Raw genomic sequence first — 17,733 nt, 5'->3', positions numbered from 1 at the left:
CGCAGGCGGAAGACAAGCCCCGCGGTGGATTGTCGCCTCCGCTGCCCGATCGCGCCGACCGTTCTATGATGTCTGCCGATACCTTATCGTCAAACCAGCGCCACGAACGCGCCTGAACATGGAGACACGCGCGGGACCCGATCTTGCGCCAAGCCGCACGCACCACGTTCGACCCCTCATCCCACCTGCAAGGAGAAGCCCTTGAACGACGACGTCACCCCGACTTCCCTCGAGACGCCTCTCGCCCCCGATCTCCTCGCACGAATCGATGCGTACTGGCGGGCCTGCAATTATCTTTCGGCCGGCATGATCTATCTGCGCGCCAATCCGCTGCTGCGCGAACGCCTGCAACCGGAGCACATCAAGCGGCGTCTGCTCGGGCACTGGGGTTCCGATCCGGGACAATCGTTTGTGTGGGTGCATCTGAATCGCCTGATCAAACGCGACGATCTCAACATCCTGTTCGTGTCAGGCCCGGGCCACGGCGCGCCCGCGACGCTGTCCAATTCTTACCTCGAGGGTCACTACTCGGAAATCTATCCCGATCGCAGCACCGACGAACGCGGCATGCTCAAGTTGTTCCGCGCGTTTTCGTCGCCGGGAGGCATCGGCTCGCATTGCACACCTGAGACGCCGGGATCGATTCACGAAGGCGGCGAGCTCGGCTATAGCCTGTCGCATTCGTTCGGCGCGGCGTTCGACAATCCGGATCTGATCGTCGCTACCGTAGTGGGTGACGGCGAGGCGGAGACCGGCCCGCTCGCCACGTCCTGGCATTCGAACAAGTTCCTCAACCCGGCCACCGATGGCGCCGTGTTGCCGATCCTGCATCTCAACGGCTACAAGATTGCCAATCCGACCATCCTTGCGCGGATCCCGCATGAGGAACTCGCTGCGCTGTTCAAGGGCTATGGCTACGAGCCGCACTTCGTCGAAGGGCACGAGCCCGAGAAGATGCATCAGCGCATGGCGGCGACGCTCGAACGCTGCATCGCCGATATCCGCGCCATCCAGGCGAACGCGCGCGCGAATCCCGGCAACGTGACGCGGCCGCGCTGGCCGATGATCGTGCTGCGCACCCCGAAAGGCTGGACGGGGCCTAAGGAGGTCAATGGGCACAAGGTCGAGGACTTCTGGCGTTCGCATCAGGTGCCGATCGCCGATCCGGCGAGCAACCACCGCAACCTTGCCTTGCTGGAAGAATGGCTGCGCAGTTACCAGCCCGAAGAGCTGTTCGATGAAGACGGCCGGCTGATCGAATCCTTGCGCGCGCTGGCGCCCGAAGGCCTGCGGCGCATCAGCGCGAATCCGCACGCGAACGGCGGCTTGCAGCGCCAGTCGCTGGATCTGCCCGACATTCGCGAGTACGCGTTCGAATTCAAGCGGGCGGCGAACACGTATCAATCGCCGACGATGGTGCTCGCCACCTTCCTGCGCGACGTGATTCGCCGCAACATGACGAGCTTCCGCCTGTTCGGTCCCGATGAAACGGCGAGCAACAAGCTCGACGGCGTATATGAAGCCTCGGGCAAGCGCTGGCTCGCCGAGACGCTGCCGGAGGATGCCGACGGCGGCGCGCTGTCCATCGACGGACGCGTAATGGAGATGCTCTCGGAACACACGCTGGAAGGCTGGTTCGAAGGCTATGTGCTGACCGGGAGACACGGCCTGTTCGCGACGTATGAAGCGTTCGTGCACGTGATCGATTCGATGTTCAACCAGCACGCGAAGTGGCTGGAGAAGGCCAAGAACGAACTCGACTGGCGCAAGCCCATCCCGTCGATCAACCTGCTCATCACGTCGCTCGTGTGGCGTCAGGATCACAACGGCTTCACGCATCAGGACCCGGGCTTCCTCGATGTCGTCACCAACAAGAGCCCGGGCGTGGTCCGCATCTATCTGCCGCCTGACGCGAACTGCCTTTTGAGCGTCGCGGATCATTGCCTGCGTACGCACGATTACGTGAACGTGATCGTCGCGGACAAGCAGCCGCATCTGCAGTACCTGAGCATGCAGGATGCAATCGTGCACTGCGCGAAAGGCATCGGCATCTGGGACTGGGCCTCGACCGATCAGGGCGCGGAGCCGGACGTGGTGGTGGCGTGCGCGGGCGACATCGCGACCATGGAAGCGCTTGCCGCCGTCGAGATCCTCAAGGCGAACTGTCCTGACCTGAAGATTCGTTTCGTCAACGTGGTCGACCTGTTCAGGCTCATGCCGGATACCGATCATCCGCATGGTCTGTCCGACCGCGACTTCGATTCCCTCTTCACGCGCGACAAGCCGGTCATCTTCAACTTCCATTCCTATCCGACGCTGGTGCACAAGCTCACCTACAACCGCACCAATCACGAGAACATGCATGTGCATGGCTATCGAGAACGCGGCAATATCAACACGCCGTTCGAACTCGCGATCATCAACGGTGTGGACCGCTTCACGCTCGCCATCGATGTGATCGACCGCGTGCCGCGCATCGCCGAAAGCAGCGCGCATACGAAGGAGTGGCTCAGGAACGAGATCATCGAGAGCGTGCGGTACGCGCATGAGGAAGGCATCGATCGCGACGAGATCCGTGACTGGACCTGGAAGGGTTGATGCCATGGACGAAGGCATTCTGGTGCTCAACAGCGGCTCGTCGTCGCTCAAGTTCGGCGTGTTCACCGCACGCGACGGCGACGAGCACGCATGGCTCTCGGGCAGTGCGAAAGGTATCGGGCGCGACAACGGATCCTGGTCGATGAAGTCGTCGGACGGCCGTATCGATGTCGCGCAGGATCATGTGATGGAGACGCAGCACGATGCGCTGAAGCGCGTCGCCGACGCGCTCGCCGAGCATCTGGATGTGCCGCTCGTGGGCGTCGGGCATCGTGTCGTGCATGGCGGACCGCGGCTGCGCGAACATTGCCGCATCACCGAGGACGTGAAGCACACGCTGCAAGAAGCGGTGCCGTTCGCGCCGCTGCACCTGCCGCCCGCGCTGGCGCTGATTGACGAGGCACAGCGCATCTTCGCCGATGTGCCTCATTTCGCTTGCTTCGATACCGCGTTCCACCGCACGCTGCCTGAGCGGGCAACGCGCTTTGCGTTGCCGCGCGAGTATGCGGAGCGGGGTGTCGTTCGCTATGGGTTTCATGGGCTGTCTTACGAGTCCATCGTCGGCGAGCTTGGCGCGGACCTGCCGGCGCGCACGGTCATCGCCCATCTCGGCAGCGGCGCCAGTCTGTGTGCGCTGCAGAACGGGCGCTCCGTCGATACGTCGATGGGCATGACGCCCGCCGGCGGGATTCCGATGGCCACGCGCAGCGGCGATCTCGATCCCGGCGTGCTGATTCATCTGCTGCGCCATGCCTCGCTCGACGCCGACGGCATCGAAACGCTGGTGAACCGGCGCGGCGGAATGAAGGCGTTGTCGGAATCGGACGACGACATGCAAGGGCTGCTGGCACGCCGCGCGCAGGGCGACGCGGATGCGTCGCTGGCCGTCGATGTGTTCTGCACGGCGGTGCGCAAGACCATTGGCGCGTATGCGGCGTTGCTGGGCGGCGTCGATCTGATCGTGTTCAGCGGAGGGATCGGAGAGCACAGCGACGCGGTGCGTTCGCAGGTGCTTGAAGGGCTCGGGTTTTTGGGGGCGGCGCATCGCGTGGTCGCGACTCAGGAGGAACGGCAGATCGCGCGGCATTGCAGGAGGTTGGTGGGGGAATGAGGTGACGCTTGCGTTGCGCCTTTGTCGGGTGTGATGGGCGTCGGTGGGTTGGCGTGCCGGGGTCGGTTCTGCTTGCTTTGTGGCATTTTTCGTGCGGCATGGAAAGTGCCATTTGGTCGATGGCGTTCGAAATGCCGGATGCACAGGGGCTGGACTGTCGGGCGAAGTCTTTTGCAGCGGAGCGAGGCATGTTGCGATCCTGCGTTGCGCCCTCTTCGCCTTATTGCTTCCCGAAGCATAGGCTTGCTCGCCTCGCGGCATTTTGAATACGGCATGCTTAACGCCATTTGGCCGAATGCATGCAAAATGCCTGATGCGAGAAGCTTCGGCGGGGTAGTCGAGCAAGTCGTGATGTGACTTTGCCTTGCTCTGTATCACCGCGCGGCGGATCGCTCGTTCGCTGCGCGTCGCAGTTAGCCCGTCTCGCGACATCCTGCATCCAATACGCAAAACGCCATTTGGTCGAACGTATGCAAAACGCCAAATGCAAGAATCTCAAGCAGATCTGCCGAGCAGGTCGCGATGCAATCTTGCGTTGCTCCGCATCACAGCGTGGCGGACCACTCGTTCGCCACGCCTCGCCCGGGTCGTTTCGCAGCATTTTGAATGCGTCACTCAAAATGCCATCTGGTCGAACGCATTCAAAACGCCAAACGCTCTATCAAAAGCTCAAAGCAGCAGGCATATCAACCGCCGCATCGAATCTCCGCTACCCGCCTCGCGCAGGAACGCCCAGACCCTACCCCCGAACACCTCCCCCCTCTTCGGCATGATCCCGCTGCCGCAGCGACTGGGGCAACCCGAACAGCAACAACAACGCGCACAACACACTCATCGCACCAATCGCATACAGCGCAGGCGTCGTGCTGCCCATCGTGTCGCGAATGCGGCCGACCATCACCGGGCTCACGATGCCGCCAAGTTGCCCCAGCGTATTGATCAACGCGATACCGCCCGCCGCGCCCGCGCCGGTCAGAAGCTTCGGCGGCAGCGCCCAGAACGCCGGGATCGACGCGATCACGCCCGCGCCCATCACGCCCAGCGCGGCGATCAGCAAGCCCGTCTGCTTGTCGAAGATGCCCGCTGCGAAGAACCCCACGGCCGCCATGACCAGCAGGATCGCGACGAACTTGCGGCGTTCGCCCGAGCGATCCGACATGCGGCCGACCACCACCATGCAGATCGCGCCACAGATATACGGCACCGCCGTAAGCAGACCGATGATCGTCGGATTCTGCGTGCCTGCCGCGCGAATCAGATGCGGGGCCCAGAAGTTGAGGCCGTAGGAGGCGATCTGAATCAGGAAGTAGATCAGGCCGAGCATCATGAAACCGGGCGTCCTGATCGCGCCGAACAGCGAATGACCCGTATCCGTGTGCTGGCTCTGTGTCGAGATCTGGCTCTTCAGACAGGTCTTCTCGGCGCTGCTGAGCCAGGCGGCATCATCGACACGATCCTTCAGCGCCTTCAGCACGAGAATGCCCAGCAGCACGCACGGCATGCCGCCGAGCAAAAACAGCCAGTGCCAGCCCGCAATGCCCGCCACACCGTTCAAGTGCCCAAGCACGAGTCCTGAAAGCGGCGCGCCGAACAAGCCGGAGAATGCCGACGCGAGAAACAGCATCGAAGTAATGCGGCCGCGATAGCTCGCCGGGAACCATAGCGTCAGGTAGTACAGCACGCCGGGCGCGAAGCCCGCCTCCATCGCGCCGATGATGAAACGCAGTCCGTAGAACTGCCATTCCGTCTGCACGAAGACCATGAGCGCCGTCGCGATCCCCCACGAAATCATGATGCGCGCGATCCAGCGGCGTGCGCCCACCTTGTAGAGCAGCATGTTGCTGGGCACTTCGAACAGCACGTAGCCAATCACGAAGAGACTCGCCCCGAGACCGTAGGCCGTATCGGACAGCCCCAGCGAACTCTGCATCTGAAACTTCGCGAAGCTGATATTGATGCGATCGAAGAACGCAAAGAAGTAGCACAGCATGATGAGCGGCATCAGCCGCCATGCCACCTTGCGAATGATGTCCGATGTGTTGGCGAGGGAATGCGGCTCGTCGGCCGCGTTGACGCTCAGGTCGCTCATGTTTGTCTCCAGTCTTGTTGTGATGGGTGGGTCAGATGGACCGCACGTAGTCGGGCACCGGATGCAGATCGCAGTTGCGGCCCGCCTTCGCGACCTGCCCCGGCACGTCATGACCGACCAGTCCAGGCAGCGTGCGCGACAGACGGATCAGTTGCGAAAGATCGATCCCCGCAGGAATGCCCGTTTCGTCGCACAGATTCACGAGGTCTTCAGTGCAGATGTTTCCGGACGCACCCGGCGCGAACGGACAGCCGCCGAGTCCGCCCAGCGCCGCATCGAAACGGCGGGCGCCCGCCTGGTAAGCAGCGAGCACATTGGCGAGCCCGAGGCCGCGCGTATTGTGGAAATGCAAAGTGAGGTCGGCGGCGGGCACGTCCGCAAGCACGCGTTCGACGAGCCGCGCAACCTGACGCGGATTCGCCATGCCGGTGGTGTCGGCGAGCGTGATGCCGGCAATGCCCATCTCACGGTAGGTCCGGGCAATCGACACCACGCGGTCTTCATCCACCCGACCTTCGAACGGACAGCCGAACGCCGTCGCCACAGTCGCGTTCAGCGAGACCGTCGTCGACGCCCCCTGCACGAGCCGCACGATATCGCCGAAGCCCGCCAGCGAGTCTTCGCAGCTCATGCGCATGTTGGCGCGGTTGTGCGTCTGGCTTGCCGACATCACGAGATTGAGCTCATTCGCCCGTGCCGCAAGCGCGCGCTCCGCGCCCTTCACGTTGGGCACCAGCGCGACGTAGATCACCCCCTCCTTGCGGGCGATGCCGTTGAACACCGCCTCGCCGTCGCGCAACGCCGGAATCGCTTTCGGCGATACGAACGAGCCCGCCTCGATGCGCGTGAAACCGCACGCCGCAAGCGCATCGATCAGCGCAATCTTGTCCGCCGTGTCGACCCACTGCTTCTCGATCTGCAAACCGTCGCGCGGCGCGACTTCCTGGACGATCAGCGGTTCTTTGTATGCAAAATTCATTGAACCGCTCCTTCCGCGCGCAGATGTTCGACCTCGCCGGCATCGAAGCCGAGCGATTCCAGCACCGCTTGAGTGTGTTCGCCGAGCGCCGGACCTTGCCAGCGCACTTCGCCCGGCGTTTCGGAGAGCTTCGGCACGATGCCCGGCATCTTCACCGACGCCCCGCCCGGCAGGTTCGCGTGCAGCAGCATGTCGCGGGCTTGGTAGTGCGCGTCGTTGACGATGTCCGCGACCGAATAGATGCGGCCCGCGGGCACTTCTTCGCGCTCGAGCACAGCGAGCACGTCGTCCATCGAGTGATGCGTGGTCCACGCCGTGATGGCTTCGTCGAGCATCGCGCTGTGACGGACGCGGCCGTCGTTGCGGGCGAGCGCGGGATCGTCGGCGAGATCGGGCCGGCCGATCACGTGCATCAGGCGCTTGTAGATCGGATCGCTGTTGCCCGCGATCACGACGAAGCCGCCCTCTTCCGTCCGATACGTATTCGACGGCGCGATGCCCGGCAATGCGCCGCCGCTGCGTTCGCGCACGTGGCCGAGCAGGTCGTATTCCGGCACCAGGCTTTCCATCAGGTTGAAGACGCTTTCGACGAGCGATACATCGACCACCTGTCCGTCGCCCTGTCCGGTCTTGACGCGCAACACCGACATCAGGGCGCCGATCACCCCGTGCAGCGAGGCCAGCGAATCGCCGAGGCTCACGCCGACACGCGCCGGCAGTCCCTCCGCGTCGCCGGTCGTATAGCGGATGCCGCCCATCGCCTCGCCGATCGCCCCGAACCCCGGACGGTCGCGATACGGACCCGTCTGGCCATAGCCGGAGATGCGCACCATCGTCAGCTTCGGATTGATTGCGTGCAGCACGTCCCAGCCGAGGCCGAGCTTTTCGAGCGCGCCGGGACGCATGTTTTCGACGACGATGTCCGCGTCCTTTGCAAGACGCTTGATGACCTCCGCGCCGTCCGGCGACTTGAGGTTCACGCAGACCGACTTCTTGTTGCGCGATTGCAGATACCACCAGAGCGACGTGCCCTCGTGAAGCTTGCGCCATTTGCGCAGCGGGTCGCCGCCATTGGGCGTCTCGATCTTGATGACTTCCGCACCGAACTCGGCCAGCATGCGCGCCGCGAAGGGCGCGGCGATCAACGTGCCGATTTCGATGACCCGGATGCCTTGAAGGGGTCCGCTCATGCCGCTCGTCTCCTGATTTCGTTTGATGGAGACAAGCTTATTGGCGAACGCTCGGGGGCGTCCAACCGCATTTCGGCAAGAATCGTTCGCGAAACGCGAACGATCGCGGGCTTTTGAGCGTCAGGCCGACGTACCGGAAGACGCTTCGACCGTGCGCAAGTGGTCGAACAGAAGACGGCTGACCGGCGACAGCGCGTCCGCATCGCGCACGACGATCACGAGACTGCGCGCGGCCCATTCCTCCTCGAGCGCGACGGCGGCAAGGCCAAGCTGCCGCCCGATCGCCTCGAACACGTGCAAGGGCAGCACGCCCACGCCCATGCCGGCCTGCACCATGCGGCACACGGCGTCGAAGCCCGGCACGTGGATGCGCAGCCGCAACGCGCGGCCCGCCTGACGCGCGGCCAGATGCGTGCGCATGTTGATCGAACTCGCTGAATGGAGGCCGATGTGATCGAAGTCGAGAGTATCGGCGAAGCTCACGCGGTCGCGTTTCGTCAACGGATGCGTCAGCGGCGTCACGATGACGAGCCGGTCGTGCCGGTAATGCACGGTGTCGAGGCCGCGCGTATCGGCGTCGCCGGAACAGATGCCGAGATCGACGAGACTGTCCGCCACACCCTCGATGATGCCGCCGCTCGGCCGCTCTTCCAGATCGATCTTGACCTGGTCGTGCATCGAGATGAACGCGCGCAGATCCTCCGGCAGGAATTCCACGATCGCCGACAGGTTGGCCATCATGCGCACGTAGCCGCGCACGCCGCTCGCATGTTCCGCCAGTTCGATGCCGATGTTCTCGACATCGCGCAACACGCGGCGCGCGTGATGCAACAGCGTCTCGCCGGCAGGCGTGAGCGCCATGCCGCGCGCCTTGCGCTCGAACAGCACGGCGCCGACGGCCTGCTCCAGTTCGAGCAGCCGCTTGCTGGCCGCCGACACCGCAATCGCCTCTCGTTCCGCCGCGCGCGTGAGAGTGCCTTCCTCATGGACCGCGAGGAAGAGTTGCAGAGTCGTGAGATCGAGACGTCGGAGAAGATTCTTGAGGGCCATCGCCGGATGGGCGCGCCTAGCGGGCGTATTTGAAGGTGCCTTGCGCGCTCGCGATCATCACGCGACCGTCGACCCACGCCTCGCCGCGAGCGAAATAGACCGAGCGCCCCTGACGCTCCAGGAAGCCTTTGGCGACCACCTTGTCGCCGACGCCCCGGTCCAGATAGTTCACCGTCAGCGAAAGCGTGAAGCCGTGCACGGGTTCGGGGCCGGTCGTGAAGAGACCGGCGTATCCGCATGCCGCGTCGAGCAGCGTGGCGATCGCGCCGCCCTGCAGGATGCGTTGCCGGTTCAGATGCCCGGCGTGTATCGGCATCAGGAATTCGGCGTAACCGGCGCGCCACTCGCTGAACGTCGCGCCCAGCGCTTCGAGAAACGGATTGTCCAGGTCCAGGTGCGCCACCATTGCTCCTTCTCCGTTTTCGTTGCGTGCAATTGTGCCACCTGGAGCTCCACATCGCTGCGGGGCACAAAAAAACCCGCTCGCAGCGGGTTGGATGAATTCAGGAACGGTCAACGCGTAAAGCATGGCCAATTGGCAAAATCTGCATGCTCGAAAACCAGTGACGCGCGAGCGGAGATTTTTTACGTCTCCGCCAGTCATTCACCAATTTCACATGACTCATGAAACCGGAACATCAATTGAAATTGACAAAATTTGTTACGCTTAAAATGCCTCGTGACAAAGCGTGCCATGCACGCAACACATTGCGATGTTGCGATCAGTTATATCCACGAATGACGCAGGATTTCTGTTCCTCTTCCGATTTCTCACTGGCAAAGCGTCCGCAGATTTCCGCGACATAATCCGGTTCCGCCGATACCTGGCTGGAGCGGTGCGATACGGACACGCTTGTATCCGGGGGCAGTTCGCCGTCTTCGATCCAGGCGTAGTAATGCGCGCTCGTATTGGCATCCATCGTTAGTCTCCTTTCGTTCGATGCACTCGACAAGATTGATGGTTCCAGAATGCGCCTCCTTGAAGCGGCTGGCCCTAGTGGATTTCATTAATGGACGCGGCCGAAAAACGAAGCAAGACTCAAAAGAATGTCTGCGTGTTGCGCAAACGGAATCGTTTCAATCTACCTGTCCTTTTTCGAAGCGAAAAGAATGCCCGGTCGCAGCCGGGCATTCTCAAATCGAATGAGTGCGAAAGCGGTGCTTTAAAAGCACTCCACATTCCGCACTGCACTCTTCTATGAGTTACACCACATTCTTTTCCACGATCGGCCGGCCTTCCAGCACGCGCGTCCAGTCGAGCGGCGAGAGATCGAGCGTTTCATAGCGCCCGTGCAGGATCATTTCGCTGACGCCACGCCCCGTCGCCGGACCTTGCTGCAGTCCATGGCCGCTGAAGCCATTGGCGAAGAAGCAGTTCTCGACCTCCGGATGCGCGCCGATGATCGCGTTCTGGTCGAGCACGTTGTACTCGTAGTAACCGGACCAGCAACGCTCGACCCGCAGCGCCTCGAAGCCCGGCACGCGATGGGCAAGCGTCGGCCAGATCACGTCATCGAAGAGCGCGTGATCGACTTCGTCAAGCGGCAAGTCGTCGGGATCATGTTCTGCGGAAGGCGAGGTCCCGCAAATATAGGTCTGCCCTTCAGGCCGGAAATAGACGCCGCTCGGATCGATCAGCAACGGCGCGCCTTCGAGCCGCGCCGGCGACGACACATTGAAGATGCTCCGGCGCCGCGCATGCACCGGCAGGTCGATGCCCAGCATCTTCGCCACCGGCCGCGCCCACGCGCCCGCGGCGTTCACCAGCACGTCACACGCATGGGTTTCGCCGTTCGCCGCCTGCACCGCCGTCGCGCGCCGGCCGTCACGCCGGATGCCCGTCACCTCGCTCGCCACGTAACGCGCCCCGAGCGCCTGAGCCTTGCGCCGCAAAGCCTGCACGAGGCCGTAGCCGTCGAACCAGCCTTCGCCGCTCTCACCGTAGGCGCCCGCCGCCAGATCCCCGGTATGCAGCCAGGGAAAGCGCGTGGCGAGCTGCGCGGCATCGAGCAGACTGATATCCGCGCCGAGTTCGCGTTGCAGCGCGTGGTTCTCGCGCAGCGTCGCGGCCCCGGGAGCGGTCGCGAGGAACAGATAGCCGCCTTCATGCAGATCGATCGACGGCCGTTCGCCGTTCACCTCCAGCCACTCGCCGATCGAGCGCAGGAACTCGATGCCGTAGAGCGACATCCGCACCGAGAGCGGCGTCGAGAACTGCTGGCGGATCGACGCCGCCGACAGCGCCGACGACGAGCGCGCGTAAGTCGGATCGCGCTCGATCACCGTGACCTGCACGGTCGGATCCGCAGCCCGCAAGAAATACGCGACCGAACTGCCGATCACGCCGCCACCCACAATCACCACTTGAGAAGCCACGCCGCCTCCGTGCGAATGCCACTGCCGATATTCGATGCCGACGCCGCTGCGCGCTCAGCCCAGGTTGAAGTCGATGCCCTGCGCCAGCGGCAATTCCGACGAGTAGTTGATCGTGTTGGTCGCGCGGCGCATGTAGCCCTTCCACGCATCCGAGCCGGATTCGCGTCCGCCGCCGGTTTCCTTCTCGCCGCCGAACGCGCCGCCGATCTCCGCGCCGCTCGGCCCGATGTTCACGTTGGCGATGCCGCAATCGCTGCCCGAAGCCGACAGGAAGCGCTCGGCTTCGCGCAGGTCGGTCGTGAACGTGCATGACGAAAGGCCATGCACGGCCGCGTTGTTGGCGGCGATGGCGTCGTCGAAATCGCTGTAGCGCATCACATAGAGGATCGGCGCGAAGGTTTCCTTCAGCACGACGTCGGTCTGCGACGGCATTTCGACCAGCGCCGGACGCACGTAGTAACCGTTCTCGTGACCCTTCACGGCGACGCGCTCGCCGCCATGCACGGTGCCGCCCTCGCCCTTGGCCTGCTCGAGCGCGTCCTGCATGCGCGCGAACGCCTGCACGTCGATCAGCGGTCCCATCAGCACGCCCGTCTCCAGCGGATTGCCGACCGGCACCTTGCCGTACAGCTCTTTCAGACGCGCGACGGTTTCGTCATAGATGCTGTCGTGCACGAACAGCCGGCGCAGCGACGTGCAGCGCTGCCCCGCCGTGCCGACCGCCGAGAACAGGATGCCGCGCAGCGCCAGGTCGCGATTCGCAGTCTGCGAGACGATGCCCGCGTTGTTGCCGCCGAGTTCGAGGATCGAGCGGCCGAAACGCTGCGCAACCGCGACGCCGACCTTGCGGCCCATTTCCGTGCTGCCGGTTGCGCTGACAATATCGGAACGCTTGTCCGCGACGAGCGCCGTGCCCACCTCGCGCCCGCCGATGAGCAGCGCAGCCAGTCCGGCCGGCGCCGAGCCGAATTCGTCGAGGGCGTCGCGCAGGATGCGATCGACGGCGAGCGCCGTGAGCGGCGTCTTTTCCGACGGCTTCCACACGACGGCGTTGCCGCACACGAGCGCCAGCGCCGCGTTCCATGACCACACGGCCACCGGGAAATTGAAGGCGGAGATGATCGAACAGACGCCCATCGGATGCCAGGTTTCGGCCATCCGGTGACCCGGACGCTCCGACGCGATCGACAGGCCGTAGAGCTGACGCGACAGGCCGACCGCGAAGTCGCAAATGTCGATCATTTCCTGCACCTCGCCCAGCCCTTCCTGAAGAATCTTGCCCGCTTCGAGCGACACCAGCTTGCCGAGCGCTTCCTTTTTCTCGCGCAGGCGATTGCCGAGCAGGCGGACCAGTTCGCCGCGGCGCGGCGCGGGCACGTTGCGCCAGGTGGCGAAGGCGTCGCGGGCGGCGGCCAGCGCGGTGTCGACGTCGGCGGCGGTGTGCTGCTTCACGCGGCCGATGACGTCACCCGTGATCGGCGAAGCGACGGCAAGGTCGCCGTCGGCGACGAGATGCGCGATGCCGAGGTCGGCGAGGATCGATTGTGCGTTCACGATGAGGGTCCTTTCGAAAGTAAGTCCGGCTCGCACCGGCCGTGCAACGCGACGGCCCAGCGCTGTTTCTTATCAGAAACTTGAGTGAATTTCGGAAACTATACGCGCTGCGGCTCCGCGCCACAACAGCGCTCAATATCATGGTTGTTACGCATGCTTGCCAGCGCTTTTGGGCATTCCTGCACGTCCCGCCCGGCGCTATCGCGATGTTATGATCGGAAACAAAACGATGTCCTCTGCGACCCACGACACCCATCTTCCCATGGCTAGCCCCAGCACGAAAAACCCGCCGGATACCTCCCCGGTCGATCTCGGACGGCGGGTCAGGCACGCGCGGCTCGCGCTCGACCTGACGCTCGACACCGCGAGCCGCGTGTGCGGCGTGTCGCGTTCGGCGCTGTCGAAGATCGAAAACGGGCTGATGTCGCCAACCTTCGACGTGTTGCAGAAAATTGTCCGCGGGCTGCGCATCGACCTCGGCGAACTGTTCGGCACGGCGCCGGCGCCCAGCGCGAGCGGGCGTCGGGCGCTCACCCGGCGCGACGCCGGGCAGCGTCACGCGTATCGCGGCTATCAGATGGAACTGCTCGCCACCGAGCTCGCGCACAAAGCCATGCTGCCGTTCCGCATCCGGATCTCGGCGCATACCCTCGACGCATTCGACGACTGGGGCCGCCACGAAGGCGAAGAATTCCTGTACGTGATCAGCGGCAGCGTGTGCCTGTATTCCGAGCTGTATGCGCCCACCCAGCTGAACGCCGGCGACAGCATGTACTTCGATTCGCGCACCGGCCACGCGGCCATCTCGACGAGCGAGGAAGACGCCGAAGTGCTCTGGATGGCGACGGGCGGCAGCGTGCCTTCCGGCGATCCACCCGAAAACACCGCCTAGCTGCGCGCGCGCAACGCAAGCCGCATCGGCATGGCGCTCGGCCCCACCGTGAATGCGCAGGTCTCGTGGATCCGCGACGCGTCCACGGCGAGCCGGGCGGTGAAGTTCGCCGTCAGCATCGAGATCACGAGCCGCATCTCGACCGCCGCCAGATGGCGTCCCGGACACACCCGCGGCCCCGCGCCGAATTGCAGATAGGCATGGGGCTCGTGCGCGCCACGCTGCGCCGGACAGTCGTCCGGCGCGCCCTGCTGCGCCCGGTGCTCATGCAGCCAGCGGTCCGGATCGTAGCGTTCGGGCGCGGCGAAGTTGCGCGGGTCGAGCATCGCGGGGCGATGCAGCAGGAAGATCTTGGTGCCGGCCGGCAGGCGCACGCCGCGCAGCCGCACGTCTTCGACCGGTTCGAGCGAAAGATACGGCGCGACCGGATGCAGACGGCTCGCTTCCGTGCAGAGCGCCTCGCACAGGTCGAGCGTGCGCATCGCGGCGTAGCCCGGGCACACGGCGGCATCGCCGAGGACCGTGCGCGCGTGCGCCGCGACCCGCTCCTGCAAGGCTTCGTCCGCGCCCAGGAACAGCAGCGCCCAGGCGATGCTCGTCGCGGTCGTCTCCTCGCCCGCCACGAGCATCGTCAGCACGTTGGCGGCGACTTCGTCGTCGGTCAGGCCGGAGCCGGGCACGTCGCGCAGCGCGAGCATCGCTTCGAGCAGATTGCGTGGCTCGACGTCGAGATCCATGAACGGCATCTCGCGGGCTTCGGCCCGCGCCTCCTCGCGCATGCGCGCGCGCGTGCGCGCCATCAGCGAACGGATATGGCGATGCACGTCGATCATCGCGGCGTCGAACTGGCGGTCACGCGGGAGCTTCACGTAATGCCACCACGCGAACGGCGAATTGACGCGCGCCATCAGCGTCGGCAGCAGCATGGCCAGTTGCTGCTGGATCAACTCGCGCTCGTTCTCCAGCGTGTTCGGGTCGTCGCCGAGTGCGAGCGCGCTCGTGACATCGACGGTGAAACGCTTCAGGTCGTCGAGCATGTCCACCACCGCCCCGGCGCGCGCCGCGGCTTCCCAGCGGCGCCGCAGACGCTCGGTGATGGCGGCGAGCGTCGGATAGAACGTCTTGATGTGCGGAATGGACAGCGCCTGCATGACAAGGCGGCGTTGCGATTCCCATCCGTCGCCTTCGATCGAAAACAGCCCGTTGCAGCCGAACTCCTTCAGGATTCTCTCGATGGGCGCATAGCGGCGGTAGCGATACGGACGTTCGCGCAGCACCGTATGGGACAAGTCGATGTCGTCCCAGACCGTCACCCGCGTGGTGCCGAAGCGGAAGACGTAGGGCGTGCCCAGTTCGGTGGCCCAGCGCTCGAGCGTCAGGTGGTGCGTGGCGGGCGGTAGCTGATGCAGATTGCCCAGCAGAGGCAGGCCGCGCGGAGACGGCAGGTCGTCGACTTCGCGGAAGGACGGCGTAACAGGCGCTGCGTGCATGATCGGCCTCGCGAAGGCTTGATCCGGGCAGGAGGGTGCCGAGGCCCGCTGGTGGCGGCTCTACGATCCGCCGCGACCATACGGTTATAAAAACGGGTAACTCTGTCGCGAATGAAGTACGTTGAGGATTTCGATGTGTTCCTTCACTGCATACACACTGATGAAATAAGGGTGAACGACGATTTCGCGAGTTCCGGAAACGCGGCCAGTACGATAAAGACAAGGAGCTCCGCGGCCGACTCAGGTGCCGCCCCGATCAGCGCTTTGATCATGCGGGCAGCGGCGGGACTGCGTTCTGCGATGTACTGGATGATCTCCTTGAGGTCGAGGCGCGCGGCTTGAGTCCAGACAACATTTAACGTCAAGTTGCCCTCGACTTGTGGCGTCTCTCGGCAGCTAGAATGATTTCTTCCATTTCGGCCATGACCTGATCATGCGGAATCCGCGGCCGCGTATCCGCCATGGACCGTCTCACTTTCTCGCGAAACCACTTGTCATAGGCTTCGGCTTCTTCGACGGTAGCGAACTCGGACACGATGGGATCGAGCGGAGTAGTCATTTGCGGTTCTCGTTTCATGATGAATTCATCATATCGCAGGGCCGCGCGGGGCGTCACCTCGGCCATTCGGCCAGCGCGCCCGCCGCTTACCCGGCCTTCGACTTAGGGCTGCCCTTGCCGCCCGACGCCAAGACCACGTGCCCCTCCATCTTGCCCGCCGATCGCTTGAAATAAGGCGAACTCAGAGTCGCCGCACTCATGTCCGACGCGGCTTCGAGCAACGCGGGCGCGAGCGCCTCCAGGCGGGTGTCGGGCAGGCGGCTGGTCGGCCCGGCCAGACTCACGACACCCACCACCACGCCCGTTACCGGATGGTGGATCGGCGCGGCCATCGACGTCATCCCGGCCTCGTACGTTTCGCTCGCGATGCCGTAGCCGCGTTCGCGCGCCGCCTGCAAGCCGGCAAGGAAATCCTGAATGCCCTTCGGCGCCCGTGGCCCGCCCGCGCCCGGCTTGCCGAGGCCGCCCTGCCTCGCCACGAGTTCGAGCGCGGCTTCGTCGGTCAGTGACGACAGCCACGCCTGCCCGCTCGCCGTGCAATGCAGCGGCGGCTGGCTGCCCATGTCGGGGTCGTAGCGCAGCCCGGATTTTGCGCCCTGCGCCTTGCCGACGAACGTGATGTGGTCGTCCTCCACGACGCCCAGCCGCGCCAGTTCGCCCGATTGCGCCGCGAGCCGGTCGAGCACCGGCTGGGAGACGTCGAGCACGCCGCCCGTCGACAGATAGATGAGCGCCAGCGACACCAGCTTCAGCGCCAGCATATATTCGCCGTGATCCTCGTCCTGACGGACGTAGCCTTCGTCGATCAGCATCGCGAGCAGCCGGTGCGTGCCGCTGCGTGGAATGTTGAGCGTGTCGGCGATGGTGGCGAGCGGCATGCGCCCGCCGTTTTTCGCCAGCAACTCGATGATCGACAACGCCCGCTCCAGGTTTCCTGCCATCTTCAGCCTCTCGAAGTTCCGATTCGGAATAAGAACACGATTCCACCTCGGAATTCAACCGCCAGATGTCATTCTTTTGCGTGCGCCGCTTCCAGCACCGCCAGCGTCGCCTCGCGCAGACGCGTGGCCCGCGTGAGGGCATCGGCGCTGCGGGCCCACTGGTTCATCGGCGTTTCGATCGACAGCGGCAAATCCTCCGGCAACGCCCGCAGGATACCCGTCAGATCGAGGCCGCCTTCGCCCGGAATCATGCGTTCGGCGCGCGCCTGATACAGCAGCGTGTCGAGGTCCGTCGGACGTTCGGCGGGCGCGTCGCAGAATTGCAGATAGCCGAACCATTCGCGCGGCAGGTCGGCGAGCGCGACGGTCGACGAACCGGCGCGGTCAAAATGAATCGGATCGACGATCAAGCCCGTGTTCGCGCGCCCCGCCGCCCTTACGATGCGCGCGCCCTGCACGATGTCCTTCGCGTCCGTCCACGGCATCGGTTCAAGCGAGGGCGACAGGCCATACGGCTGCGCAAGATCGCACAGCGCCGCGAGACGCGCGGCGGTACGCGACTCGTCGGGATCGTTGCCCGCGACGAGCACGTAGCGCGCGCCGAGTTCGGCAGCGGTCGCGAGCATTGGCTCGTACGCGGCGACATCCGTGTCCGGTTTCAAACGCAGGATCTCGGCATCGAGCACGCCGATGCCGGTATCGCGCAACGCCGCCAGCGTCTCACGCTTGAGCCGCGTCGCACCGACGATCTCATGGCGCACCTCCGTGTCCGTCGCCGGCAAGAGCCGCAGGCCGACAAAATCGTAACCGGCCCGCGCCGCGCACTCGACCATCTGCGGCGGCGTCAGCTCCAGCACCGTCAGGGCCGACAGGGACAACTTGCGTCGTGACATGGCGGCGTCTC

Annotated in this window: 16 protein-coding genes; 3 read left to right on the top strand and 13 right to left on the bottom strand. The window is 64.3% G+C overall.

What is annotated here, in order from left to right:
- Positions 1 to 201 precede the first annotated feature (201 nt).
- Positions 202 to 2,598: a phosphoketolase family protein gene (locus tag QCE64_RS30520; protein WP_310007891.1), complete on the top strand. Its 2,397-nt coding sequence runs from the start codon at positions 202 to 204 to the stop codon at positions 2,596 to 2,598.
- A 4-nt stretch (positions 2,599 to 2,602) separates the two neighbouring features.
- A complete protein-coding gene (locus QCE64_RS30515; RefSeq protein ID WP_310007889.1) occupies positions 2,603 to 3,709 on the top strand; it encodes an acetate/propionate family kinase in 1,107 nt (368 codons plus the stop codon).
- Positions 3,710 to 4,448: 739 nt separating this feature from the next.
- Here QCE64_RS30515 and QCE64_RS30510 read toward each other — a convergent pair.
- From QCE64_RS30510 to QCE64_RS30475, 8 genes are all read right to left on the bottom strand, one after another.
- Positions 4,449 to 5,798, bottom strand: a complete 1,350-nt coding sequence (locus tag QCE64_RS30510) for an MFS transporter (RefSeq protein ID WP_310007887.1) — start codon at positions 5,796 to 5,798, stop codon at positions 4,449 to 4,451.
- A gap of 31 nt (positions 5,799 to 5,829) precedes the next feature.
- Positions 5,830 to 6,777: a hydroxymethylglutaryl-CoA lyase gene (locus QCE64_RS30505; protein WP_309926153.1), complete on the bottom strand. Its 948-nt coding sequence runs from the start codon at positions 6,775 to 6,777 to the stop codon at positions 5,830 to 5,832.
- Complete coding sequence (locus QCE64_RS30500) at positions 6,774 to 7,967, bottom strand: CaiB/BaiF CoA-transferase family protein (RefSeq protein ID WP_309926151.1); 1,194 nt, start codon at positions 7,965 to 7,967, stop codon at positions 6,774 to 6,776. Before QCE64_RS30500 ends, QCE64_RS30505 begins: the two co-directional genes overlap by 4 nt.
- Positions 7,968 to 8,087: 120 nt before the next feature.
- Positions 8,088 to 9,017, bottom strand: coding sequence for a LysR family transcriptional regulator (locus QCE64_RS30495; protein WP_309926148.1), 930 nt, complete (start codon positions 9,015 to 9,017; stop codon positions 8,088 to 8,090).
- Positions 9,018 to 9,033: 16 nt separating this feature from the next.
- Entirely contained in the window at positions 9,034 to 9,423 is a 390-nt protein-coding gene (locus QCE64_RS30490; protein WP_404987610.1) for a PaaI family thioesterase, read from the bottom strand.
- A 316-nt stretch (positions 9,424 to 9,739) separates the two neighbouring features.
- A complete protein-coding gene (locus tag QCE64_RS30485) occupies positions 9,740 to 9,937 on the bottom strand; it encodes a hypothetical protein (protein WP_309926146.1) in 198 nt (65 codons plus the stop codon).
- Positions 9,938 to 10,220: 283 nt separating this feature from the next.
- The gene (locus tag QCE64_RS30480; RefSeq protein WP_310007885.1) at positions 10,221 to 11,393 is read right to left on the bottom strand and encodes an FAD-binding oxidoreductase; all 1,173 of its coding nucleotides are present in this window, start codon (positions 11,391 to 11,393) and stop codon (positions 10,221 to 10,223) included.
- 54 nt (positions 11,394 to 11,447) lie between these two features.
- Entirely contained in the window at positions 11,448 to 12,947 is a 1,500-nt protein-coding gene (locus tag QCE64_RS30475; protein WP_309926142.1) for an aldehyde dehydrogenase family protein, read from the bottom strand.
- Between the two features lie 262 nt (positions 12,948 to 13,209).
- On the opposite strand from QCE64_RS30475, the gene QCE64_RS30470 reads away from it, so the two are divergent.
- Positions 13,210 to 13,839 carry an XRE family transcriptional regulator gene (locus tag QCE64_RS30470; protein WP_309926140.1) on the top strand — a complete coding sequence of 210 codons (630 nt, stop codon included), beginning with the start codon at positions 13,210 to 13,212 and terminating at the stop codon, positions 13,837 to 13,839.
- Here the strand turns inward: QCE64_RS30470 and QCE64_RS30465 are convergent.
- The 5 genes from QCE64_RS30465 to QCE64_RS30445 all read right to left on the bottom strand — a co-directional run bounded on the left by QCE64_RS30465 (position 13,836) and on the right by QCE64_RS30445 (position 17,722).
- On the bottom strand, positions 13,836 to 15,329 hold the full coding sequence (locus QCE64_RS30465) for a cytochrome P450 (RefSeq protein ID WP_310007884.1): 1,494 nt from the start codon (positions 15,327 to 15,329) through the stop codon (positions 13,836 to 13,838). The genes QCE64_RS30470 and QCE64_RS30465 overlap by 4 nt on opposite strands.
- A gap of 143 nt (positions 15,330 to 15,472) precedes the next feature.
- Complete coding sequence (locus QCE64_RS30460) at positions 15,473 to 15,694, bottom strand: type II toxin-antitoxin system RelE/ParE family toxin (protein WP_310007882.1); 222 nt, start codon at positions 15,692 to 15,694, stop codon at positions 15,473 to 15,475.
- Positions 15,691 to 15,888 (bottom strand): stability determinant, encoded by a 198-nt coding sequence (locus QCE64_RS30455; RefSeq protein ID WP_309926133.1) that lies wholly within the window; start codon positions 15,886 to 15,888, stop codon positions 15,691 to 15,693. Before QCE64_RS30455 ends, QCE64_RS30460 begins: the two co-directional genes overlap by 4 nt.
- An 86-nt stretch (positions 15,889 to 15,974) precedes the next feature.
- On the bottom strand, positions 15,975 to 16,829 hold the full coding sequence (locus QCE64_RS30450; RefSeq protein ID WP_310007880.1) for an IclR family transcriptional regulator: 855 nt from the start codon (positions 16,827 to 16,829) through the stop codon (positions 15,975 to 15,977).
- A 68-nt stretch (positions 16,830 to 16,897) separates the two neighbouring features.
- The gene (locus QCE64_RS30445) at positions 16,898 to 17,722 is read right to left on the bottom strand and encodes a sugar phosphate isomerase/epimerase (RefSeq protein ID WP_310007878.1); all 825 of its coding nucleotides are present in this window, start codon (positions 17,720 to 17,722) and stop codon (positions 16,898 to 16,900) included.
- Positions 17,723 to 17,733: the final 11 nt, after the last annotated feature.

The sequence above is a fragment of the Caballeronia sp. LZ043 genome (genome assembly GCF_031451075.1).
Taxonomy (GTDB): Bacteria; Pseudomonadota; Gammaproteobacteria; order Burkholderiales; family Burkholderiaceae; genus Caballeronia.
The sequence above is the reverse complement of the archived record's forward strand: the minus strand, read 5'-3'. Positions and strand labels throughout refer to the sequence as shown.